Raw genomic sequence first — 22461 nt, forward strand, 5'->3', positions numbered from 1 at the left:
AATGATGCCCCGCCCGGCGGGCTCAGCCTAGTCAGCTGAGGATCAGGATGGCGCCGAGCGCCGCGTAACCGGCGGTGACCAGCCCCAGCAGGGGCACCTCCGTGCTGATCTGTCCGGCTGCCGGACGTCGTGGGCCGCTGGCGTGCCGGTAGGCGTGGCCGATCAGCCCGGCCCAACCGATCACCGCGAACAGACCGAGCAGCGTGGCGGCTCCGCCCCGCTCGACGGCCAGCCGCATGGTGAGCGCCACCACCAGGGTGAGCGCCAGAGCCGACCGCCGCCAGGCCAGCCGGGTCCGTTCGGGCTGCAGACCGGGGTCCCGGGCCGGCGGTCCGTGCTCGCGGGCCGGCGGGTCGGTGGGATCAGCCACTGGCCGCCTCGACCAGCACGACGATGGTCAACGCGGTGGCACCGACACCGACACACATCGCGAGGAACGCCGGAAACCGGGACGCCGGTAGGTCGGTGCCCAACCGCATGGCCCGCTCGGTACGGGACCAGTGGTCGACCGCCCGCAGCGCGACGGTCCCGCCGAGCAGCAGCAGGGTCACCGCCAGCCCTTCCCGAAGGTGGGCCACGGACAGCTCAGGCAGGAACTGCGCGATGGCCAGCCCGCCGGCGACCAACGCCAGGGCGGTCCGGATCCAGGCCAGGAAGGTCCGCTCGTTCGCCAGCGAGAACCGGTAGTCGGGCGCGGTGCCGACCCGGCGCAGCTGCTGGGGATCGAACCACCGGCGCAGCGCACTCCACACGTGGATCATTATCGCCGACTAGACTCACCGTCTGTGGCCGAGCTGACCGATGACGAGCGCAGCACACTGAAGACCGGTGCTTTCGGTGCCGTCTACCTGGTGTCGGCTGCGGACCCGGGGCTGGTGTCGATGGTCCGGGAGAGCTTCGCTGCCTCGGACGTGTTCGCCGGGACGTCGGGTCTGGTGAACGACGTGCTGACCAGCGGCGAGTTGCCCAAGTTGGCACGGGACACGCCGGAGGCGGTGGAGCAGTTGGTGCTGCCGGCGCTGCGGCAGTCGGTGGCGGTGCTCACCGCGAAGGCCCCGCACGACCTGGAGCACTACCGGTCGGCGGTGACCGAGGCGGTCGACCGGGTAGCGCGGGCCGCGTCCGGGGTCGACCCGGCGGAGACGGCGATGATCTCCAAGATCAGGCAGGCGTTGGCCACTCCCTCCTGACCGGTCCGTCCCCCTGCTGACCAGGGCGGTCGTACGGTCCGGCCGGCCCGTCGGTGGGGCCGTTTGGCCCTTGGCTACTTGCGGGTAACATGGCGGGTGGGGCATTCCACAGCGGTGCTCGGTTGACCGATCGTTAAGGAAAGCGGCAGGCTGCGCCGAGAGTGGTAGAGCAGCACCACCTACAGGAGGGGTGTCGAAGCGCGATGAACATCGTCGTACTCGTCAAGCAGGTGCCCGATTCCGGCGCGGAACGCGCCCTGCGCGGTGACGACAACACCGTCGACCGCGGGTCGGCCAACAACGTGATCAATGAGATGGACGAGTACGCGATCGAGGAGGCGCTGCGGCTGCGGGAGGCCAACGGCGGTGAGGTGACCATCCTCACCATGGGCCCGGACCGCGCGGCCGAGTCGATCCGCAAGGCGCTGTCGATGGGGCCGGACAAGGCGGTGCACGTCGTCGACGACGCCCTGCACGGCTCCTGCGCGGTCGCCACCTCCAAGGTCCTCGCCGCGGCGCTCGGCACCCTCGGGGCGGATCTGATCCTCTGCGGTGCCGAGTCCACCGACGGGCGGGTGCAGGTGATGCCGCACATGCTCGCCGAACGGCTCGGCATCGCCGCCCTGACTGGCGCCCGCAAGCTGACCGTCGACGGCGGCACGCTCACCGTCGAACGGCAGAGCGAAGAGGGCTACGAGGTGGTCAGCGCCGCCACCCCGGCGGTGGTCTCGGTGTGGGACACCATCAACGAGCCGCGCTACCCCTCGTTCAAGGGGATCATGGCGGCGAAGAAGAAGCCGGTGCAGAGCCTGTCCCTGGCCGATCTGGGGGTGGCCGCCAGCGAGGTCGGCTTCGACGGGGCGACCAGTGAGGTCGTCGAGCACCACAAGCGCCCACCACGGTCGGCGGGGCAGAAGGTCGTCGACGACGGCGAGGCCGGCGTACGGCTGGTCGAGTTCCTGGCGTCCGAGAAGTTCGTGTGAGCGGGGAGGTTGACATGGCTGAGGTTCTCGTTGTCGTCGAGGCCACCGGTGAGTTCGGCGTCAAGAAGGTCACCCTGGAACTGCTGACCCTGGCCCGTAAGCTGGGCGGCGAGGTGTCCGCGGTGGTGCTCGGCGGGCCGGGTGCGGCCGCCGCGATGACCGACAAGCTCGGTGAGTACGGCGCCAGCAAGGTGTACGCCGCCGAGAGCGAGGAGATCGACGGCTACCTGGTCGCTCCGAAGGTGACCGTGCTGGCCGAGCTGATCGGCCGGGTGCAGCCCGGCGCGGTGCTGCTCGCCTCCTCGCAGGAGGGCAAGGAGATCGCCGGTCGGCTCGCCGTACGGCTGGACAACGGCCTGCTGACCGACGTGGTCGACCTGGCCGCCGACGGCACGGCGACCCAGATCGCGTTCGCCGGCGCCACCATCGTCACTTCCCGGGTCACCCGGGGCCTGCCGTTGGTGACGCTGCGGCCCAACTCGGTGGCGCCCGAGCCGGCCCCGGCCACCCCGCAGGTGGAGCAGGTGCAGGTGCAGGTCGCCGACTCCGACAAGCTGGCCAAGGTGGTCGAGCGGGTCGCCGAGCAGTCCGGCTCCCGGCCGGAGCTCACCGAGGCGTCCGTGGTCGTCTCGGGCGGGCGCGGTGTCGGCAGCGGCGACAACTTCAAACTGGTCGAGGAGCTCGCCGACCTGCTCGGCGGCGCGGTGGGCGCCTCCCGGGCCGCGGTCGACTCCGGGTTCTATCCGCATCAGTTCCAGGTGGGGCAGACCGGCAAGACCGTCTCCCCACAGCTGTACGTGGCGCTGGGCATCTCCGGGGCGATCCAGCACCGGGCCGGGATGCAGACCGCGAAGACCATCGTGGCGGTCAACAAGGACGGTGAGGCGCCGATCTTCGAGCTCGCCGACTTCGGTGTGGTTGGTGACCTGAACAAGGTGGTCCCGCAGGCGGCCGAGGAGATCCGCAAGCGCAAGTGAGGTGACCGTCCCGCAGGGCGTCGCGGCCACCGCCGTACCGACCTGACTGATCGGGTCCGGCCGCCTATCCGCCGGACCCGACCCGGCGGATAGGCTTGCTGGTGATGGCTTATCTCGACCACGCCGCGACCACGCCGATGCTCGACGAGGCGGTGGAGACCTACGTCGCCACCGCCCGCCGGGTCGGTAACGCGTCGTCACTGCACGCCGCCGGACGGGCGGCCCGGCGTACGGTCGAGGAGGCCCGGGAGCGGGTCGCCGCCGCCCTCGGCGCCCGGCCGTCCGAGGTGATCTTTACCGCCGGCGGCACGGAGAGCGACAACCTCGCGGTCAAGGGAATCTTCTGGGCACGTTCGGCGGCGGATCCTGCCCGGCGGCGGATCCTGGCCAGCACCGTCGAGCACCACGCCGTGCTCGACGCCGTGCAGTGGCTCGCCGAGCACGGGCAGGCCCAGGTGACCTGGCTGCCGGTGGACGCTACCGGTCGGGTCGACGACGCCACCGTGCAGGCCGAGCTGGACGCCGCCGCCGACGAGCTGGCCCTGGTCACCGTCATGTGGGCGAACAACGAGGTCGGCACAGTGCAACCGGTCGCCGCCGTCGCGGCAATGGCCGCGCGGGCCGGCGTACCGCTGCACACCGACGCGGTCCAGGCGGTCGGTCAGGTTCCGGTCGACTTCGCCGCCAGTGGCGCCGCCGCGCTGACCGTCAGCGGTCACAAGCTCGGCGGCCCCGCCGGCGTGGGCGCCCTGCTGCTCGGCCGGGACGTCACTTGCACCCCGCTGCTGCACGGTGGTGGCCAGGAGCGCGACGTCCGCTCCGGCACGGTCGACACCGCCGGGATCGCCGCGTTCGCGGTCGCCGTGGAGGTGGCGGTGAAACGCCAGGCCGAGCACGCGGCGCGGGTCGGTGCGCTCCGCGACGACCTGGTCCGACGGGTACGCCAGGTGGTACCGGACGTGATCTACAACGGTGACCCGGCCGACCGGCTCCCGGGCAACGCGCACTTCTCGTTCCCCGGCTGCGAAGGCGACGCACTGTTGCTGCTGCTCGACGCCCAGGGCATCGCCTGTTCGACCGGCTCGGCCTGTTCGGCCGGGGTCGCGCAGCCGTCGCACGTGCTGCTGGCGATGGCCGACGACGACGAGCGAGCCCGCTCGTCCCTGCGGTTCAGCCTGGGCCACGACTCCACCCGGGCCGAGGTCGACGCGCTGGTGGCGGCCCTGCCCGGTGCGGTCGAGCGGGCCCGCCGGGCCGGCGCGGTCCGCGGCACGAAGGCGACGCCGCCCGCCGCCGGCTGACCCGGGGCCGCTGCGGGACGATTACCCTCGAACCGAGGCGACGATCAGGCAGGAGATGGGTACGGTGCGAGTGCTGGCGGCGATGTCCGGCGGGGTCGACTCGGCGGTGGCGGCGGCTCGGGCGGTGGCCGCCGGGCACGACGTGACCGGTGTGCACCTGGCGCTGTCGCGCAACCCGCAGACGTACCGCACCGGGGCCCGTGGCTGCTGCACCGTCGAGGACGCCCGGGACGCCCGGCGGGCCGCCGACGTGATCGGCATCCCGTTCTACGTCTGGGACATGGCCGAGCAGTTCCACAGCGACGTGGTGGACGACTTCGTCGCCGAGTACGCCGCCGGGCGTACCCCCAATCCGTGCCTGCGCTGCAACGAGAAGATCAAGTTCGCGGCGGTGCTGGACCGCGCGGTGGCGTTGGGGTTCGACGCGGTGGTCACCGGCCACCACGCCCGGCTCGGCCCCGACGGTCTGCTGCGGCGCAGCGTCGACCTGGCCAAGGACCAGTCGTACGTGCTCGCCGTGCTCAACCGGGCCCAGCTGGACCGGGCGATGTTCCCGCTCGGCGACTCGACCAAGGCGCAGGTCCGGGCCGAGGCGGCGCGGTACGGGCTCGCGGTGGCCGACAAGCCCGACTCACACGACATCTGCTTCATCGCCGACGGCGACACCCGTGGATTCCTCGCCGACCGGCTCGGCAACGTCCCGGGCGACGTGATCGACGCGACGACCGGCGCGGTTGTCGGCCGCCACGACGGGGCGTACGCGTTCACCGTCGGCCAGCGGCGTGGCCTGGGCATCGGGGTGCCCGCGCCGGACGGTCGACCCCGCTACGTGCTGTCGATCACACCGACGAGCAACACGGTGACCGTAGGCCCGGCCGAGGCGCTGGACGTCGACGCGGTGACCGGTGTCCGCCCGGTGTGGATCGGCGGGGACCGGCCAACCGGTCCGGTCGAGGCGATGCTCCAGGTGCGCGCGCACGGGTCGACCACCCCGGCGGTGGTCGAGCTGACCGATGCCGGCATGCACGCCCAGCTGCACCGGCCGGTCCGGGGGGTCGCCGCCGGCCAGGCGATGGTCGCCTACCGGCCCGATCCGGCCGGCGACGTGGTGCTCGGCTCGGCGACCATCGCCGGCTGACCGGTAGAGTCGGCGGACGTGACCGACGCGAGTGACCTGACGTGACCGACCCGCGTAGTCCGTCCAGCCCGGAGCCGGCCGTCCCTGCGACGGACTCACCGTGGCCCTGGCCGCCAGGTGCCGCCAGCGGGATCGGTTCGCTGCCCGGCACCGACGTCGCCGAGGCGCAACGGATCGTCCTCGGTGAACTGCCGGGCCTGCCGCACCTGCCCGAACTGCCGGCCCGGGGGCCGGGGGCAGAGATGATCGGACGCGGCGCCACCTTCCTGGTGGACCTGCCGGTCGAGCTGTACGCCGGTCGGTGGCGGGTCGCCGCCCGACCCGGCCGGGACCTGCGCCGCGCACTCGACCTGCGGGAACGGGACCTCGACCAGCTGACCGAGCAGGCCGACGGCTACACCGGGCCGGTCAAGCTGCAGGCCGCCGGGGTGTGGACGCTGGCCGCCGCTCTCGACGTCGGCCTCGGTGGGCGGCTGGTCCGCGACCACGGCGCCGTACGTGACCTCGCCGCGTCGCTCACCGAAGGCCTGCGGGAGCACGTCGCGGAGGTGTCACGCCGGGTGCCGGGCGCGCGGCTGCTGCTCCAACTCGACGAGCCCTCGCTGCCCGCCGTGCTGGCCGGGACGCTGCGCACCGACAGCGGTCTGCACACCTACCGGGCGGTCGTCGCCGGCACCGTCCGGGACCTGCTCGCCGAGGTGATCTCCGGAGTCGGCGTGCCGGTAGTGGTGCACTGCTGCGCCCCCGGTGTACCGGTGGGTCTGCTGCGGGCCGCCGGAGCCGTCGCGATCGCCGCCGACCTGGAGCTGCTCACCGACCTGGACCCGGTCGGTGAGGCGATCGACGCCGGGATGGGGCTGTTCGCCGGGGTGGTGCCGGCGACCGGGGAAGCGACCGGCGCGGCGGCACCGGCCTCGGCGCGGGCGGCGGGACAGGTCCGTACCCTCTGGTCGAAGCTGGGGTTCCCGGCGGAGCGGGCCGCCGCCCAGGTGGTGGTGACCCCGGCGTGCGGGCTGGCCGGGGCGGCCGTGCCGTACGCCCGGGCCGCGCTGGCCGCCTGCCGCGACGCTGGCCGGCGGCTGGCCGAGGGCTGAACCCGGCCGGCGGCCGGCGGTGGAGTGCGGTGGGGTCCGGCCGGTGGAACAGTGCCGCCCGGGGTGTGCCTACGGTTACCGTTGGCGGCGATGAGCTACCACGGTGACAGCGACGGTGACCCGGCCGCCGGTCGGCGCGGCTGGTGGCGGGTGTACCGCGGGTTGATCGTCGCCGTGCTGGTGGTGGTCTCCGTGCTGTGCTTCCTGTGGTGCGCCGGGGTGGCCGTGTTCAACCTCGTCCAAGGCGAGTGACCGGGCCGCCACGCGAGTGACCGGGTCGGTCCGCCAGGCGGGTGACTGCGGTCGGTCCGTCGGCCGGTATCCGCGAATGTCGGTGCCGACCGATACGGTGCGCAGGTAGATCCGAACACGGAGGTCAGCCGGTGTCCGAGGAAGTCGTTCCGCAGCAGGTCAGCGCCGCCGGGCAGGCGCAGGCCGGTGAGGAGCCCGACGCGGCCGCCCGGGAGCGGCACGCCACGCTCGCCGAGGAGATCGATCGCCACCAGTTCCGCTATCACGTCCTCGACGCGCCGGAGATCTCCGACGGGCAGTACGACCTGCTGATCCGGGAGCTGAACCAGCTGGAGGAGCGACACCCGTCGCTGCGCACACCGGATTCGCCCAGCCAGCGGGTGGGCTACGCCTACGCCACCCAGTTCGCCCCGGTGAACCACGCCGAGCGGATGATGAGCCTGGACAACGCCTTCGACGACGACGAGCTCACCGCCTGGGTCGACCGGGTCGAGCGCGACGCCGGTGGCCCGGTCAACTACCTGTGCGAGCTGAAGGTCGACGGCCTCGCGGTCAACCTCACCTACGAGCGGGGCGTGCTGACGCGGGCGGCCACCCGGGGCGACGGCCGGGTCGGCGAGGACATCACCCCCAACGTGCGAACCATCCGGCAGATCCCGGAGCGGCTGGCCGGCGAGGCGCCCGAGCTGCTGGAGGTCCGTGGCGAGATCTACTTCCCGGTGGCGGCGTTCGACGAGCTCAACGCCAGCCTGGTCGCCCAGGAGAAGGCGCCGTTCGCCAACCCGCGCAACGCCGCCGCCGGCTCCCTGCGGCAGAAGGACCCCCGGATCACCGCCGGGCGCGGGCTGCGCATGGTGGTGCACGGTCTGGGGGCGCGCAAGGGCTTCGAGCCGGTACGCCAGTCCGACGCGTACCGGCAGCTGGCCGACTGGGGGCTGCCGATCAGCCAACGCTGGCAGGTGGTCGGCGACCGCGACGGGGTGCGTGAGTTCATCGCCCACTTCGCCTCGCACCGCCACGAGGTGGAGCACGAGATCGACGGCGTGGTGGTCAAGATCGACGAGGTGTCGGTCCAGCGCCGTCTCGGCTCCACCAGCCGCGCCCCGCGCTGGGCGATCGCCTACAAGTACCCGCCGGAGGAGGTCAACACCCGGCTGCTCGACATCAAGGTCAACGTCGGGCGGACCGGGCGGGTCACCCCGTACGCGGTGCTCGACCCGGTCAAGGTGGCCGGTTCGACGGTCGGCTTCGCCACCCTGCACAACGCCGGAGAGGTGGCCCGCAAAGGGGTGCTGATCGGCGACATGGTGGTCCTGCGGAAAGCGGGCGACGTCATTCCCGAAGTGGTCAGCCCGGTCGTCGATCTGCGGACCGGCACCGAGCGCGAGTTCGTGATGCCGACCGAGTGCCCGGAGTGCGGCACCGAGCTGCGCTACGAAAAAGAAGGGGACGCCGATATCCGGTGTCCGAATCTCGACTGCCCGGCGCAGTTGACCCGCAAGCTGGAGTACGTTGCCGGCCGCAGCGTTCTCGACATCGAGGCGCTGGGTGAGCGGTCCGCGATCGCCCTGGTCGATTCCGGTGCCGTGCAGAGCATCGGCGACCTTTTCGATCTTGACGCCGACCGGTTGTCCGGAGTCAAGTTCTTCTGCAACCAGAGCGGTGAGCTGACCGAGAACGCGAAGAAACTGTTGGCCAACCTCGCCGAGGCCAGGCAACGGCCGCTGTGGCGGATCATCGTCGCGTTCTCCATCCGGCACGTCGGCCCGGTCGCCGCCCAGGCGCTGGCCCGCGAGTTCCGCTCGATCGACGCGATCGCCGCCGCGAGTCAGGAGCAGCTGGTCGACGTCGACGGGGTCGGCCCGGTGATCGCCGCGGCCGCCGCCGACTGGCTCGCCGCCGGGCACGCTCAGGAGGTGGTTCGGCGCTGGCGCGCGGCGGGCGTACGGATGGTCGAGGAAGCCGGTGACGACCAGGCGCCGCGCCCGTTGGCTGGCGTCACCGTCGTGATCACCGGTTCACTCACCGGCTACTCCCGTGACGAGGCGGCCGAGGCGGTGCAGTCCCGCGGCGGCAAAGTCAGCGGGTCGGTGTCGAAGAAGACCGGCTTCGTGGTGGTCGGCGACAGCCCGGGATCGAAGTACGACAAGGCCATCGCACTGCGTGTCCCGGTGCTCGACGAGGCAGGCTTCGGCGCGCTTCTCGAGGAGGGGCAGGACGCGGCCCGGGCGGTCGCCGTCAACGAACCGGACCAGCCGGCCGAGTCCGCCGGTACCGCCGATCCTGTCCAGCCTGCCGATACGGCCGAGCCCGCCGCCGCCAGCTAGCGGCGACCCGGCGTCGGTCGACCCGGACCCTCGCCGGAGCCCCGACAATTGGCGGACGCCATTTCGCGACGCGGTCAGGAATCCCGCGTGGGGCATTCGCCGACCGCGTCTCAAATCAGTCACGACCGCGCTTCGCTCCTGACCTGCGGGCCGTCCGTCCTTAAGGTGTAGGACGTCGGCGGGACGCCCGGCTCATGCCGAGCCGGCGAAGCGGGCCACGGGAGCGCGACGGGAGGGCAGATGGAGGCCGCGGCATTGCGGAACTCCGTTCCTTCGGAACGCGCCCCTGGGTTCTTCGGCTTTGTCGGCGGCGTGACCGCCGCCGCGCTCGCCGTCTGTGCCGTACCGTTGCTGGACCTGCCCGCCCAGATTCTCGACCTGCCGGCGGCATTCTGGCTGATGGCCCTGCTCGCGGTGGTCGGCGACGCCCGACCGTTCACCCCACCGGGCCGGCGGCGCCGGTCCGAAGTCTTTCCGTCGGTCTGTTTCACCTTCGCCATCCTGCTCGCCTGGGGCCTCGGCCCGGCGGTCGCGGTGCAGGCCGTCGCGGTGGCGGTCTTCGCCTGGCGGGCCCGGCACGTGCCGTGGCGGGCCCTGTTCAACAGTTCGCAGTACGCGCTGGCGCTCGCCGCCGCAGCGGCGGTGGCCGGGCTGGCCGGGCCGGGCGCCTTCGCCGGCACCGCGGAGCTGGCCTGGAGCGACGTCGCAGTGGCGGTCGGCGCGGCGGCGGCCTGGTCGGCGGTCAACTACGGCACGGTCACCCTGGCGATCCGGCTGCGCTTCGGCGGCCGGTGGTGGCGGTCAGCCCGCCGTGGCATCGGCTTCGAGCTGTCCTCCACCGGATCGCTGCTGCTGCTCGGGCCGGTGCTGGTGGTCGCCGCACAGGTCGACCCGGCGCTGATCCCCCTCGTGCTGGTGCCGCTGTACGCGGTCTACCGGATGGCCGCGCTGGCCAGCGAGCAGGAACGGTCGGCCCGGCTGGACCCGTTGACCGGGCTGGCCAACCGCAAGGCGCTGATCGTCGAGATCGCTGACCAGGTGCCGGCACACGCCGACGCGCTGCGGCGCGGAGCGCCGGACTCCCGGATGGCGCTGCTGCTGCTTGACCTGGACCGGTTCAAACGGGTCAACGACGCACTCGGGCATCTGGTCGGCGACCGGCTGCTGGTCGAGGTGGGGCTGCGGCTGGCCATGGTGGTCCGGCCGCAGGACCTGGTGGTCCGGCTCGGCGGCGACGAGTTCGCCATCCTGGCCACCCGGCTCACCGGCGCGGACGAGGCGCGGGAGATCGCCGATCAGGTGGTGACCGCGCTCGCCGAGCCGGTCGCCCTGGACGGGCTGCCGCTGGACGTCGGCGGCTCGGTGGGCATCGCCCTCTACCCCGAGCACGGTGGGGATTTCGCCACCCTGCTGCAGCACGCCGACGTCGCGATGTACGACGCCAAGGACACCGGTGACGGCACCGCCGTCTACGCGGCCGAGTCGGACCACAACACGCCGGAACGGCTCAGCCTCCTCGCCGACCTGCGTCGCGTACTCGACGTCAACGGCGCGCACGCGGCCGACTCCGGTCGGGAGGTCGACGACGTCGGCGAGATCACCATGTACTACCAGCCGCAGGTGGAGATCGCGACCGGCGAGGTGGTCGGGGTGGAGGCGCTGCTGCGCTGGCGGCATCCGCGCCGGGGCATGGTCGACCCGGAAGAGTTGATCAAGGTCGCCGAGCAGAGCGCCGTGATGCGCCTGCTCACCCGCCGGGTCGTCGACGACGTCGTCGAGCAGATCGCCAAGTGGGCCGCCGCCGGGATCACCCTGCGGGCAGCGGTCAACGTCAGCGTCCGGGACCTGCACACCGGCGAGATCGCCGAGCAGATCTCCGACCGGCTCACCCGCTTCAACCTGTCACCGGAGCAACTCCAGTTGGAGATCACCGAGGGGGCGCTGATGGCCGACCCCCGGCGGGTGCTGGCTACCATCTCCCGGCTGGACGCGATCGGGGTGGCGATCGCCTTGGACGACTTCGGCACCGGCTACTCGTCCATGCAGCACCTGCGCCGGCTGCCGCTGTCCGAAGTCAAGATCGACCGCTCGTTCGTCCTCGGCATGGCCGCCGACACCGACGACGCGGCCATCGTCCGCTCGGTGATCGAGCTGGCCCGGGCGCTCGGGCTGCGGGTCGTCGCCGAAGGCGTCGAGGACGACGCGTCCTGGCGACGGTTGTCCGCGCTCGGCTGCCACGTCGCCCAGGGCTGGTTCTACGCCCGGCCGATGCCCGCCGACGAGCTGGTCAGCTGGCTGGCCCGGTACCGTCCACTGGTCCCCGGCCCGCGCGCCGTCCCGGCCGGCGTGCCCGATGACTCGGCTGACCCGCCGGAGAAATAGACTCGTCGGGTCCGGCCCGCTGAGCCACGCTGAGCGAGGATCCCGGGCCAACCGTTCGATCACCGTACGAAGGGGGCGCAGATGGCCGCCATCTCCCGCGAAGAGGTCGCGCACCTGGCGCGACTGTCGCGGCTGGCCGTGACCGAGGACGAACTGGCGACGTTCGCCGGCCAGCTCGACGTCATCCTGCAGTCCGTGGCCCGGATCGGCGAGGTCGCCGCCGACGACATCCCGCCCACCTCGCACTCGGTGCCGCTGACCAACGTGCTGCGCGACGACGTCGTCATCCCCGGCCTGGACCGCGACGCCGCGCTCGCCGCCGCCCCGGACGCCGAGGACGGCCGGTTCCGGGTGCCGCGCATCCTGGACGAGGAGGTCTGAACCATGTCCGAACTCACCGGGATGACCGCCGCGCAGCTGGCCGGGCTGATCGCCGCCGGCGACACCAGCGCCGTCGAAGTGACCCGCGCCCACCTGGACCGGATCGCCGGCGTCGACGAGCGGGTGCACGCCTACCTGCACGTCGACGCCGACGGGGCGCTCGCCGCCGCGCAGGCCGTCGACACCGCCCGCGCCGCCGGGCAGCCGCTCGGCCCGCTGGCCGGCGTACCGATCGCGGTCAAGGACGTCGTCACCACCAAGGGCGTACCGACCACCGCCGGGTCGAAGATCCTCGACGGCTGGCGGCCACCGTACGACGCGACGATCGTCGCCCGGCTGCGCGCCGCCGGCATGCCGATCCTCGGCAAGACCAACATGGACGAGTTCGCGATGGGCTCGTCGACCGAGTACTCGGCGTACGGGCCGACGTACAACCCGTGGGACCTGACCCGGATCCCGGGCGGATCCGGCGGTGGCAGCGCGGCCGCGGTCGCCGGGTACGAAGCTCCACTGGCGATCGGCACCGACACCGGCGGCTCGATCCGCCAACCGGGCGCGGTCACCGGCACCGTCGGCGCCAAGCCGACCTACGGCGGCACCTCCCGGTACGGGCTGATCGCCTTCTCCTCCTCGCTGGACACCCCTGGCCCGTGCGCCCGGACGGTGCTCGACGCGGCGCTGCTGCACGAGGCGATCGCCGGCCACGACCCGCATGACTCCACCTCGATCCCGGCCGCCGTGCCGCCGGTCGTCGAGGCGGCCCGTGCTGGTGCCTCCGGTGACCTGACCGGGGTGCGCCTCGGCCTGGTCACCCAGTTCGCCACCGGCGAGGGCGTCGAGCCGGGCGTCCTGGCCGCGTTCCGCGACGCGGTCGACGCGCTGACCAAGCTCGGGGCCGAGGTCGTCGAGGTCTCCTGCCCGCACTTCGACTACGCGCTACCGGCGTACTACCTGATCGCGCCGAGCGAATGCTCGTCCAACCTGGCCCGCTACGACGGCGTCCGGTACGGGCTGCGCAGCGGCGACGACGGCAACCGGTCGCTGGAAGAGGTCATGTCGCTGACCCGCGACCAGGGCTTCGGGCCGGAGGTCAAGCGGCGGATCATGCTCGGCACCTACGCGCTGTCCAGCGGCTACTACGACGCCTACTACGGGCAGGCGCAGAAGGTCCGTACCTTGATCACCCGCGACTTCACCGCCGCGTTCGAGCAGGTCGACGTGCTGATCTCGCCGACCACGCCGTTCGTGGCGTTCCCACTCGGGGCGCGCACCGCCGACCCGTACCAGATGTACCTGGCCGACCTGTTCACCATCCCGACCAACCTGTACGGCGGCCCGGCCATCTCGGTGCCGTGCGGGCTGGCCGACGGGCTGCCGGTCGGGTTGCAGATGATGGCGCCCACGATGGCCGACGACCGGATGTACCGGGTCGCGGCGGCCCTGGAGTCGGCGGTCGGCACCCTCACCCCGCCGGAGCTCTGAGCCGCGACGTGCTGACCCGGATCGAGATCGACGGCTTCAAGTCGTTCCGCGACTTCACGCTGGACGTGCCGCCGTTTCTCGTGATCATCGGGCGGAACGCGGCCGGCAAGTCGAACCTGTTCGACGCGATCCAGTTCCTGTCCCGGCTCGCCGATGATGGGCTGCTGGAGGCCGCTCAGCAGATGCGCGGGGAAGTACCCGATCTGTTCCATCGGCACACCGACGGCAGCCAGATGCCGGTGATGACCTTCGCCGTCGAGGTGCTGCTGGGGTCGTCGGTGACCGACGCATTCGGTGATACGGCCGAAGTGAATCACTCTCGGCTGCGTTACGAGCTTGCGGTCGAGCTACGACTCACCAGCAGCAGCGGGACCCGTCGGCCGTACGTGGTACGGGAGGCGGCGTACCGGATTCCTAAGTCCGACGACGCTGCGTTGCGGGCACTGATCCCGCGATGGAAGCAGGTGGCCAGCTATCGCGGGGGCGGTCGGGAACTGCTGGAGACCGAGCGCGATGAGCAGGGGCGTGCGATTTTCAGCATCCGGCAGCAGGGCAACCAGGGCCGCAAACGGAAACTGCCGGCGACAGCGGCGACCGCAACCGTGCTGTCCAGCCTGACCACCGCCACGGACTTCCCGCTGCTGTACGCGCTGAAGCGGGAGCTTCAGTCGTGGCGACTGCTGCACCTCGATCCCAGTGCGCTGCGTACCCCCGATTCCTATGACGACCCGGACAGCCTCGCGCCCAACGGTGCCCACCTGGCCAACACGCTGCGCTACCTGGCCGCCGCGACGGGCACCGAGGACCGACCGGAGGGCGCGTTGAACGACCTTTCCGCCGACGTATCCGAAGTGATACCGGGAGTAGTCGGGGTCCGTCTCGCCGAGGACGAGGCGCGTCGGCAGCGGCAGGTCGAGGTCGTCACCCGCGACGAGGCACCGTTCTCGGCCCGGGTCGCGTCCGACGGGACGCTGCGCGCGATCGCGTTGCTCGCAGCACTCTACGACCCCCGTGGTGCCGGGCTGATCTGCTTCGAGGAGCCGGAGAACGGCATCTTCCCGCAACGGCTCGCCCAGTTCGTGCGGTACCTGCGGGCCCTGGTCGAACGGTCGTTGGAGTCGCGCGACGAAGCAGACGGCAATCGATTGACCCAGTTGATCCTGAGCAGCCACTCGCCTGCGATCTTGCGGGCGTTGGAACGCGGCGAGGACGGGGGACGGCTCCATGCGGTCTACCTGGACGTGGTGACCCGGGTGCGCAGGGGCGAACCGCGCAGCCGGATCACCCGTAGCCGCCTGATCGGTGGTGATCAGCTTGCGTTGGATCTCGAAGATCCCAGCGGTGTGGTCACCAAGGCAGAGATTGCCGAATTCGAGGTCCTGGAGACGCTGGATCGCTGATGCGCTACCTCTCGACCGCACTGATCTCCGAAGGCCTCAGCGATGACCGCTTCCTGCCCCGGCTGCTGGCACGCTCACTGGAAGGACTGTGCCTGACCGAGTTCGATGAAACGGTGTACGTAGCCGACGTACAACCGTTGCGGGCCCGGTCCGGCCCGGCAGGTATCGGTGATGTGATCAGCTTGGCCGACCGCAGCGACGGCGCCTTCACGATTGTCTTCTTTCACCGAGACCAGGGTGCGAACGCTGAACGGGTACACCGGGAGTGGCTGGAACCGCTCCGGAAGCGTTGGGCCGACCGCCGGGAGCAACTCGTCGCGGTCGTCCCGGTCCGGGAGACCGAGGCCTGGCTGCTCGCCGACGGGCAGGCACTGCGCAACGCCCTCGGTGTCCAGTGGACCGATGTCGAGATGGGGCTCCCCGGGAGCCCTCGTCAGGTGGAGCAGATCGCCGACCCGAAGAAAGTGCTCAACGACGTGACGCGCCGGGTCAGCCGGTCAGTCGGGGACCACCTCGGCCAGCTTGGCGAGCTGGTGGATCTGGAAAGGCTGCAGCAGGTACCGGCGTACCGGCGGTGGTGGGACGACACCCGGCAGGCTCTCGTGGCACTCGGTTACCGGCCGGGTCGATGAGCGGAACCCAGGTGGACACTAGGCTGGTGCGGTCGGTGCCGCGCCGAGAGTTGGAGCTGTGAGATGAGCACGACCGCGTTGCCCACGTACGAGGATGTCGTCGCCCGCTACGAGCCGGTGATCGGCCTGGAGACGCACGTCGAGCTGGGCACCAACACGAAGATGTTCTGCGGCTGCCCGACCGGGTTCGGCGCCGAGCCGAACACCCAGGTCTGCCCGGTCTGCCTGGGCCTGCCCGGCTCGTTGCCGGTGGCGAACAAGGCGGCGATCGAGGCGACGATCCGCATCGGGCTGGCACTGAACTGCTCGATCGCCGACTGGTGCCGGTTCGCCCGGAAGAACTACTTCTACCCGGACATGCCGAAGAACTACCAGATCAGCCAGTACGACGAGCCGCTGTGCGTGGACGGCTGGCTCGACGTCGAGGTCGACGGCGAGCTGGTGCGGATCGGCATCGAGCGGGTGCATCTGGAGGAGGACACCGGCAAGACGCTGCACGTCGGCGGCGCGACCGGGCGCATTCACGGTGCGACCGAGTCGCTTGTCGACTACAACCGGGCGGGTATCCCGCTGGTGGAGATCGTCACCAAGCCGATCCCCGGCACCGGGGACCGGGCACCGCAAGTGGCCCGCGCGTACGTCACCGAGCTGCGGGACGTGATCCGCTCGTTGGGCGTGTCCGACGTACGGATGGAGCAGGGTTCGCTGCGCTGCGACGTGAACACCTCGCTGACCCCGGTCGGGCAGACCGAGTGGGGCACCCGCACCGAGACCAAGAACGTCAACTCGCTGCGGTCGGTGGAGCGGGCGGTACGCGCGGAGATGCTGCGCCAGGCGTCGGTGCTCGACGCCGGTGGCCGGATCGTGCAGGAGACCCGGCACTTCCACGAGGACAGCGGCGACACCACGTCGGGCCGGTCCAAGGAGACCGCCACCGACTACCGCTACTTCCCGGAGCCGGACCTGGTGCCGCTCGCCCCGGACGCCGCCTGGGTGGCCGAGCTGAAGGCGGCCCTGCCGGAGCTGCCCCGGGTGCACCGCAAGCGGCTGCAGGAGCAGTGGGGGCTGACCGACCACGACATGCAGTCGGTGGTCAACGCCGGGGCGGTCGAGCTGATCGAGCAGACCATCGCCGCCGGCACCACCCCGGCCGGCGCCCGCAAGTGGTGGCTGGGTGAGCTGGCCCGCCGGGCCAACGAGTCCGGTGTGGAGCTGGCCGCGCTCGGGGTTACCCCGGCGCACGTGGCCGAACTGCAGGGGCTGGTCGACTCGGGCAAGCTCAACGACAAGCTGGCCCGTACCGTCCTGGAGGCGGTGGCCGCCGGGGAAGGCACGCCGACCGAGGTGATGACCGCGCGCGGCCTGGAGGTGGTCTCCGACACCGGTGCGTTGACCGCCGCCGTCGACGAGGCGATCGCCGCCAACCCGGACATCGCGGCGAAGGTCCGCGACGGCAAGGTCGCGGCGGCCGGTGCGCTGGTCGGCGCGGTGATGAAGACGACCCGGGGCCAGGCGGACGCGCGTACCGTCCGGGAGCTGATCCTGTCCCGCCTCGGCGCACAGGGCTGAGGCAGGTGCGCGGCCAACCACAGCGGACGAGCCGTGTCGGGCACTGCCCGACGCGGCTCGCGTCATCTACCGCTGATGGTGGTCGACGAAGGTCCGCCAGGCGGTGGGGGAGAAGGTGAGGGTGCCGCCGGTGCGGTCCTTGCTGTCGCGGACCAGGACCCGGCCGGGCAGGTTGTCGGCGACTTCGACACAGGCGCCGCCGGTGCCGTTGCTGCGGCTGCTGGTCCGCCAGGCCGGTCGAGGATCGGTCGTCATGCCCATCTGTCGGCTGCCTCCTGCATCAACGCCACGGACTGCTCGCTGGGCAGAGCGTACTCCCGCAGCGACTCCCAGGCATGCTCCAGTCTGGTCAGATCGGCCTCCAACTCGATGGTCTGGCCCTCCAACGGCCCGTCTACGAAGCCGGCCGCCCGGCCGTCCAGGCTGGCCAGAATGAACGGGCCGTTCAGCCCCGGGTAGGCACCGACCCCGGCCGGCACCACCTGGATCGAGACGTTGGGCCGGTCGCAGGCGGCGATCAGCGCCAGGACCTGCTCACGCATCACCGCCGGGCCGCCGACCGCCCGGGTCAGCACCGCCTCGTCGATCACCCCGACGAAGCGGCACGGCCGCTCGGCCCGGTGCAGGATCTCCTGCCGGCCGAGCCGGTCGCCGACGGTGGTGTCGACGTCGTCGATCGCCACTCCGGCATGGGTGAGGACGACGCGGGCGTACGCCTCGGTCTGCAGCAGGCCGGGCACCAGCAGCGGCTCGTACCAGCGCAGCATGATCGCCTCCCGCTCGTGCTCCAGCCACGGGCGCAGCCAGACCGGGGCCCGCTCGGTGCGCAGCAGCAGCTCCCAGAGGGTCGAGTAGTCGCAGTTGAAGACCCGGTCGATGGTGGCCAGGTAGTCGAGCCGGATCGGCCGGGCACCGCGCTCGACCGCGCTGACGTGCTGGGCCGACCAGTGCAGGGCGGCGCCCCACTGCTCCTGGGTGAGCCCGGCCAACTCGCGGCGGCGGCGGAGCTCCGCTATCAGATATGCGCTCGCTGCTCCAGACATTCGTTTCCTCCAGCTCTCTACAGAATTGCTTTGTGGTGGGCAGAGGTTGCCCCGTGACGGATGTTGCTGCTACGAGGACAAAGCCCATCTTCCATATGTGAGGCGGGGAAGTCCAGGGTGGAGGAGTGGGAAATTCGAGAAGGCGTCCATTGTTGTCCCGATGGGGGACGCATGGCGCAAAAATGAATGACAAAGATCAATTGCGCCGGCACGGCGTACTCGGCTGGATGTCGGTGCCGACCGGCAGCGCCGTGCCCGGCTACGTCAACCACCCGGTGATCGCCCGCGCCCGGCACCTGGCCGCGATGCACCTGCCCGACCCGGTGACCGGGTGTCCGCGCTGCGGCACGATCGTCTGTCCGGGGCTGCGGCTCGCGGTGGCCTACCTGGACCGGTACGACGGTGACGCCGCCCGGACCATTCGTCGGCTGCTCGCCTCGGTCGGCATCTGGCTCACCGCTGACCCGACCACCGGGGCAGGTGGCGATGACTGAGTCGACAAGATCGCCGCTGGTGCAGCCGTGGGACGTCATCGAGATCGGCGGGTCCGACTATCTCAACGGAGACGGAGCGCTGCGGCTGCGGGTCATCCACGTCCGCGCCGAGGCCGCCCACCCGAACATCGAATGGATTCACCTGCTCGGCATCCGACTGCACGGCAACCGGGACGGCCAGATGATGATGGTGATGGTCCGCGCGGCGGCGCTGCGCCGCCCCGGCGCGGTCATCCGGCCAGGGCCGGCTCCCGGGACCAAGGTGCCCTTTCACGACCTGATGCCACAGGTGCACCAAGATGCACCTCCGGCATCAAGCTCCACTGGTACCTCAGCCTCGATCCACCGATGAAGGTCGGACCGGCAGGACCCCGGCTATAGAAAGTGCCCTCTGAACTGGAAGGATAGGAGTTCTGACGCTTCTATCGCTCGGTTCGAGAGGGCACCTCGCAGGTGAGAATACGCCAGGACGCGCCGGTGGTGCGCGCGACGTTCGACGATCCGAATCTGGTGTCGTGTGCCGGTCTCGTTCCGGTGATGCGCCTGGCCGAGCAGGCCGGTCTGCATGACGCGGTCGCCGACCGGGTGCGGCTGCCGACGGACAAGGGCGCGAACCCCGCCGGGAAGGTCGCCACGGTCGTGGCGGGGATGCTCGCGGGCGCGGACAGCATCGACGACCTCGACATCGCCCGGCACGGTGGCATGCGGTCGCTGTTCGGCAGCGTGTACGCGCCGTCGACGCTCGGGTCGTTCCTGCGTACGTTCACCCACGGGCACGTACGGCAGTTACAGGCCGCCGCCCGCGACACCCTGATCGGTCTGACCGGCCGGGCACCGATCCTGACCGGCGCCGACACCCTGTGCTTCGTGGACATCGACTCCATGCTGCGGCGGGTGTACGGCAAGCAGAAGCAGGGCATCGGGTTCGGCCACGCCAAGGTCGGCGGCTACAACGTCTACCTGCGCGGCTACAACCCCCTGGTCGCGACGCTGTCCACCCCGCTGTCCGCGCCGGTGATCGCCGCCACGAGGCTGCGGTCGGGTAACGCCGGCTCGTCCCGGGGCGCCGCCACCATGATCGCCGAGGCCATCACGACCGCCCGGGCATGCGGCGCTTCGGGGGAGATCATGGTGCGAGCGGACTCGGCGTTCTACGCCAAGACGGTGATCAGCGGCTGCCGGCGTCGTGGCGTGCGGTTCTCGGTCACCTGCCGCATCGACCCGAAGATCCGCGCCGCGTGCGACGGCATCGCCGCCGACCAGTGGGTCGACATCACCTATCCGCAGGCCGTCTGGGACGAAGACGCCGGCCGGTGGATCTCCGACGCGCAGATCGCCGAAACCACGTACACCGCGTTCGCCGGCACCCGACACGAGGCGACCGCCCGGCTGATCGTGCGCCGCGTCCGCCGCGACGACCCGCAACAGATCCCCGGCCAGGACGAACTCCTACCGACCTACCGGTACCACGCCGTGTTCACCGACAGCCCGTACACCCTCGTACAGGCCGAAGCCCAGCACCGGCAACACGCGATCATCGAGCAGGTCAACGCCGACCTGATCGCCGGCCCCCTCGCCCACCTGCCCTCCGGACACTTCAGCGCCAACGACGCCTGGCTGACCTGCGCCGCGATCACGCACAACCTCACCCGCGCCGCCGGACACCTCGCCGCGGGCACCTGGTCGACCGCCAGACCCGCCACCATCCGGACCCGGATCATCACCGTCGCAGCCCGCCTCGCCCACCGGGCCCGCACCATCCACCTACACCTGCCCGAGTACTGGCCCTGGCAGGCGGCGTTCGACAACCTGTTCACCGCCGTCCAGCCGGCACCCGGCTGACCACACCCCACCAGCCGAAACCAGGCGGCCCGACCACAGGCCACAATCCCGTTCCACCCCGAACACTCACCCTCGGAGCAAGCCGATCACGTGATCGGCGACTCCCTCACGCCCGCCGCACCACCCAATACAGAAATGATCAACCAACATTCAGCGGCAACCGCGTCGGTGGATCGAGGCTCAGGCCCAAACGAATAGGCCGCGCGATCCTGGCTGGCGGCGCGGGCCGGGGTGCCGGTGAGGCTCTGCCGGGGGTGGGCGCGGGCTCAGGACGGGCTGGGTGCCGGGGTCGCGGACTGAGTGGTAGTCGGGGTCGCGGACGGACCGGCGGTAGGAATCGGCGATGGCGACGGGTCTGGCTCCGGTTCCGCGCCGGCGATGACGTGCCGTTCCAGAGTGACCTGCGCCTGGCCGGTGCCGCCGACCCGGATATCGTCGTGCGCCTGCAACTGGCGCTCGGCGTCGAAGTACAGCACCGTCAAGGCCAGCGGCGTCGGCTCCTCGCCCTCCAGGCCGCGCAGTCCGGCCCCGCCGGTCGAACCCTCCACCATCAGCCGGGTCGGCTGCTCGCCGGGAATCTCGGCGAGCATCCGGACCTCCCGGTTGTGGGTGTGCCCGGCCAGCACCAGCGGACAGGTGCCGGACAGCGGGCCGGCGGACACCGGGTCGTGCACCAGGGCGATGTCGACCGGTTCGCCGGTGCCCCGGATCGTCGCGGCGAGCTGCTCGCCGACCCCGATCACCTGGTCGGTGGCCGGCTTGGACAGACCACCGTCAGCGGGGCTGGTCTGCTTGTCCGGGGTGAACCGGGGGTCGCCGATGCCGGCGATGGTCAGCCCGGCCACCTCGGTGACCTCGTTGTCGAGCACGACCGCGTTCGGCTGGCCGGCTACCGCCTCCTGGGTGCGGATCGAGTCGTGGTTGCCCCGGATGTAGACGTACGGCACCTCCAACTGCGCGATCGGGGCGACGTAGTTCGCCTCCGGCTCGCTGCCCCAGTCGGTGATGTCCCCGGTGTCGATCACCACGTCGATGTCGAACTGCTCGACCACGGTGCGGATCACCGGCCAGCCGGTCGGGTTGAGGTGCATGTCCGACACGTGCAGTACCCGGGTGCTGCCCTCGGCCGCCTGGTAGACGGGCAGCGTGGACACGGTGGTGTAGATCCGGCTGACGTTGCTGACGATGTGCTGCAGTTGCTCGGCGTACTGGCTGTAGTTGGTGGCGATGCGCTGCACGTCACCGACCACCGCCGGGGCGTTGACCAGCAGGCCCTCGTACCGTGGCTCCTCGATCGCCTCCGGTCGGATGGTCGCCGCCGCGACGCCGATGCTGCCGCCGGTGATCAGCAGCGCCAGGGTGCCGGACCAGGCGACCCGGCGGGTGTCGCGGAAGATCAGCGCGGCGAGGACCAACGTGGTCAGGACGGCGACGGCGATGGTACGGATTCCGAGACGCAGTACACCCTCGGTGACGTCGCTGACCACGGTGTGACTGGCCCGGGTGATCGCATTCGGGTCGTCGAGCAGGGCGAGGGTGCGGACCTGGTCGAGGGAGCCGAGCCGGATGGAGAGCTGGACCGGCCCTTCGTGGCTGTCCACGTGCAGCGCGCCGAGCGGCGGGATGGCCATGGTGGTGCCGCCGTCCACCGCGGGAGTCACCGACATCTCGGCCCGGAACGGGCCGATGTCGACGTCGGCACGGGCCCCGAGCAGGACTCCGATGACGACCCCGGCCAGACTCACCGCGACGACCGCGAGCGCCACGCCGATCCGCCGGGTCGCCCGGGACCGCGCGGCCCGCCCGAATCCGCGACCAGCGGTACGGCTGACCGAGCCGAGCCGCCGCCCGGCGCGCGCCAGCCGTCGCCCGGGGCGGCCCGGCTGCTGATCCGGACGGCCCGGCTGCTGGCCGGGACGGCTCCGGTCGGCCGTCTGCTCGTCGCTCATGGTGAGATGATGCCTGTCTGATCGA

At 71.3% G+C, this 22461-nt stretch carries 22 protein-coding genes; 17 read left to right on the forward strand and 5 right to left on the reverse strand.

What is annotated here, in order from left to right; genetic code table 11:
• Positions 1 to 31 precede the first annotated feature (31 nt).
• Together O7553_RS05475 and O7553_RS05480 are read right to left on the reverse strand one after the other, a co-directional pair.
• Positions 32 to 370, reverse strand: a complete 339-nt coding sequence (locus O7553_RS05475) for a DUF202 domain-containing protein (protein WP_281553770.1) — start codon at positions 368 to 370, stop codon at positions 32 to 34.
• Positions 363 to 752: a DUF202 domain-containing protein gene (locus O7553_RS05480; protein WP_281553771.1), complete on the reverse strand. Its 390-nt coding sequence runs from the start codon at positions 750 to 752 to the stop codon at positions 363 to 365. The genes O7553_RS05475 and O7553_RS05480 overlap by 8 nt, the downstream gene beginning before the upstream one ends.
• A 33-nt stretch (positions 753 to 785) precedes the next feature.
• Between O7553_RS05480 and O7553_RS05485 the strand changes: the two genes are divergently transcribed.
• From O7553_RS05485 to gatB, 14 genes are all read left to right on the forward strand, one after another.
• Positions 786 to 1190 carry a hypothetical protein gene (locus O7553_RS05485; protein WP_278167647.1) on the forward strand — a complete coding sequence of 135 codons (405 nt, stop codon included), beginning with the start codon at positions 786 to 788 and terminating at the stop codon, positions 1188 to 1190.
• Between the two features lie 203 nt (positions 1191 to 1393).
• Positions 1394 to 2173, forward strand: coding sequence for an electron transfer flavoprotein subunit beta/FixA family protein (locus O7553_RS05490; protein WP_281553772.1), 780 nt, complete (start codon positions 1394 to 1396; stop codon positions 2171 to 2173).
• A 14-nt stretch (positions 2174 to 2187) separates the two neighbouring features.
• Positions 2188 to 3150, forward strand: a complete 963-nt coding sequence (locus O7553_RS05495; protein WP_281553773.1) for an electron transfer flavoprotein subunit alpha/FixB family protein — start codon at positions 2188 to 2190, stop codon at positions 3148 to 3150.
• A 104-nt stretch (positions 3151 to 3254) separates the two neighbouring features.
• Complete coding sequence (locus tag O7553_RS05500) at positions 3255 to 4451, forward strand: cysteine desulfurase family protein (RefSeq protein ID WP_281553774.1); 1197 nt, start codon at positions 3255 to 3257, stop codon at positions 4449 to 4451.
• A gap of 64 nt (positions 4452 to 4515) precedes the next feature.
• Complete coding sequence (mnmA, locus tag O7553_RS05505) at positions 4516 to 5589, forward strand: tRNA 2-thiouridine(34) synthase MnmA (protein WP_281555487.1); 1074 nt, start codon at positions 4516 to 4518, stop codon at positions 5587 to 5589.
• Positions 5590 to 5630: 41 nt separating this feature from the next.
• Positions 5631 to 6683, forward strand: coding sequence for a methionine synthase (locus O7553_RS05510; RefSeq protein ID WP_281553775.1), 1053 nt, complete (start codon positions 5631 to 5633; stop codon positions 6681 to 6683).
• A gap of 90 nt (positions 6684 to 6773) precedes the next feature.
• Positions 6774 to 6935: a hypothetical protein gene (locus tag O7553_RS05515; RefSeq protein WP_281553776.1), complete on the forward strand. Its 162-nt coding sequence runs from the start codon at positions 6774 to 6776 to the stop codon at positions 6933 to 6935.
• Between the two features lie 131 nt (positions 6936 to 7066).
• On the forward strand, positions 7067 to 9262 hold the full coding sequence (ligA, locus tag O7553_RS05520; RefSeq protein ID WP_281553777.1) for an NAD-dependent DNA ligase LigA: 2196 nt from the start codon (positions 7067 to 7069) through the stop codon (positions 9260 to 9262).
• 240 nt (positions 9263 to 9502) lie between these two features.
• On the forward strand, positions 9503 to 11644 hold the full coding sequence (locus O7553_RS05525) for an EAL domain-containing protein (protein WP_281553778.1): 2142 nt from the start codon (positions 9503 to 9505) through the stop codon (positions 11642 to 11644).
• A gap of 81 nt (positions 11645 to 11725) precedes the next feature.
• A complete protein-coding gene (gene gatC / locus O7553_RS05530) occupies positions 11726 to 12025 on the forward strand; it encodes an Asp-tRNA(Asn)/Glu-tRNA(Gln) amidotransferase subunit GatC (RefSeq protein ID WP_281553779.1) in 300 nt (99 codons plus the stop codon).
• Positions 12026 to 12028: 3 nt separating this feature from the next.
• On the forward strand, positions 12029 to 13507 hold the full coding sequence (gene gatA / locus O7553_RS05535) for an Asp-tRNA(Asn)/Glu-tRNA(Gln) amidotransferase subunit GatA (RefSeq protein ID WP_281553780.1): 1479 nt from the start codon (positions 12029 to 12031) through the stop codon (positions 13505 to 13507).
• 8 nt (positions 13508 to 13515) lie between these two features.
• Entirely contained in the window at positions 13516 to 14907 is a 1392-nt protein-coding gene (locus tag O7553_RS05540) for an AAA family ATPase (protein ID WP_281553781.1), read from the forward strand.
• Positions 14907 to 15539: a DUF4276 family protein gene (locus O7553_RS05545; protein WP_281553782.1), complete on the forward strand. Its 633-nt coding sequence runs from the start codon at positions 14907 to 14909 to the stop codon at positions 15537 to 15539. The genes O7553_RS05540 and O7553_RS05545 overlap by 1 nt, the downstream gene beginning before the upstream one ends.
• Before the next feature lie 63 nt (positions 15540 to 15602).
• Positions 15603 to 17108 (forward strand): Asp-tRNA(Asn)/Glu-tRNA(Gln) amidotransferase subunit GatB, encoded by a 1506-nt coding sequence (gene gatB, locus O7553_RS05550; protein ID WP_281553783.1) that lies wholly within the window; start codon positions 15603 to 15605, stop codon positions 17106 to 17108.
• A 66-nt stretch (positions 17109 to 17174) separates the two neighbouring features.
• Here gatB and O7553_RS05555 read toward each other — a convergent pair whose 3' ends face one another.
• Both O7553_RS05555 and O7553_RS05560 read right to left on the reverse strand, forming a co-directional pair.
• Entirely contained in the window at positions 17175 to 17369 is a 195-nt protein-coding gene (locus O7553_RS05555; protein WP_281553784.1) for a DUF397 domain-containing protein, read from the reverse strand.
• A complete protein-coding gene (locus tag O7553_RS05560; RefSeq protein WP_281553785.1) occupies positions 17360 to 18151 on the reverse strand; it encodes a helix-turn-helix transcriptional regulator in 792 nt (263 codons plus the stop codon). The genes O7553_RS05555 and O7553_RS05560 overlap by 10 nt, the downstream gene beginning before the upstream one ends.
• Before the next feature lie 182 nt (positions 18152 to 18333).
• Here O7553_RS05560 and O7553_RS05565 point away from each other — a divergent pair, with 182 nt between their 5' ends.
• From O7553_RS05565 to O7553_RS05575, 3 genes are all read left to right on the forward strand, one after another.
• Positions 18334 to 18645, forward strand: a complete 312-nt coding sequence (locus O7553_RS05565) for a hypothetical protein (protein WP_281553786.1) — start codon at positions 18334 to 18336, stop codon at positions 18643 to 18645.
• Positions 18638 to 18997, forward strand: a complete 360-nt coding sequence (locus tag O7553_RS05570) for a hypothetical protein (protein WP_281553787.1) — start codon at positions 18638 to 18640, stop codon at positions 18995 to 18997. The genes O7553_RS05565 and O7553_RS05570 overlap by 8 nt, the downstream gene beginning before the upstream one ends.
• Before the next feature lie 101 nt (positions 18998 to 19098).
• Entirely contained in the window at positions 19099 to 20487 is a 1389-nt protein-coding gene (locus O7553_RS05575; protein ID WP_281551493.1) for an IS1380 family transposase, read from the forward strand.
• A 266-nt stretch (positions 20488 to 20753) separates the two neighbouring features.
• Here O7553_RS05575 and O7553_RS05580 read toward each other — a convergent pair whose 3' ends face one another.
• On the reverse strand, positions 20754 to 22436 hold the full coding sequence (locus tag O7553_RS05580) for a metallophosphoesterase (RefSeq protein ID WP_281553788.1): 1683 nt from the start codon (positions 22434 to 22436) through the stop codon (positions 20754 to 20756).
• Positions 22437 to 22461 lie beyond the last annotated feature (25 nt).

Source organism: Solwaraspora sp. WMMA2059 (genome assembly GCF_027497315.1).
GTDB lineage: Bacteria > Actinomycetota > Actinomycetes > Mycobacteriales > Micromonosporaceae > Micromonospora_E.

Coding starts and splice junctions, on each gene's coding strand:
- O7553_RS05490 (WP_281553772.1), top strand. CDS start 1,394: ATGAACATCGTCGTACTCGTCAAGCAGGTGCCCGATTCCGGCGCGGAA.
- O7553_RS05495 (WP_281553773.1), top strand. CDS start 2,188: ATGGCTGAGGTTCTCGTTGTCGTCGAGGCCACCGGTGAGTTCGGCGTC.
- O7553_RS05500 (WP_281553774.1), top strand. CDS start 3,255: ATGGCTTATCTCGACCACGCCGCGACCACGCCGATGCTCGACGAGGCG.
- O7553_RS05515 (WP_281553776.1), top strand. CDS start 6,774: ATGAGCTACCACGGTGACAGCGACGGTGACCCGGCCGCCGGTCGGCGC.
- O7553_RS05525 (WP_281553778.1), top strand. CDS start 9,503: ATGGAGGCCGCGGCATTGCGGAACTCCGTTCCTTCGGAACGCGCCCCT.
- gatC (WP_281553779.1), top strand. CDS start 11,726: ATGGCCGCCATCTCCCGCGAAGAGGTCGCGCACCTGGCGCGACTGTCG.
- gatA (WP_281553780.1), top strand. CDS start 12,029: ATGTCCGAACTCACCGGGATGACCGCCGCGCAGCTGGCCGGGCTGATC.
- O7553_RS05545 (WP_281553782.1), top strand. CDS start 14,907: ATGCGCTACCTCTCGACCGCACTGATCTCCGAAGGCCTCAGCGATGAC.
- gatB (WP_281553783.1), top strand. CDS start 15,603: ATGAGCACGACCGCGTTGCCCACGTACGAGGATGTCGTCGCCCGCTAC.
- O7553_RS05555 (WP_281553784.1), bottom strand. CDS start 17,369: ATGGGCATGACGACCGATCCTCGACCGGCCTGGCGGACCAGCAGCCGC.
- O7553_RS05560 (WP_281553785.1), bottom strand. CDS start 18,151: ATGTCTGGAGCAGCGAGCGCATATCTGATAGCGGAGCTCCGCCGCCGC.
- O7553_RS05565 (WP_281553786.1), top strand. CDS start 18,334: ATGAATGACAAAGATCAATTGCGCCGGCACGGCGTACTCGGCTGGATG.
- O7553_RS05570 (WP_281553787.1), top strand. CDS start 18,638: ATGACTGAGTCGACAAGATCGCCGCTGGTGCAGCCGTGGGACGTCATC.
- O7553_RS05580 (WP_281553788.1), bottom strand. CDS start 22,436: ATGAGCGACGAGCAGACGGCCGACCGGAGCCGTCCCGGCCAGCAGCCG.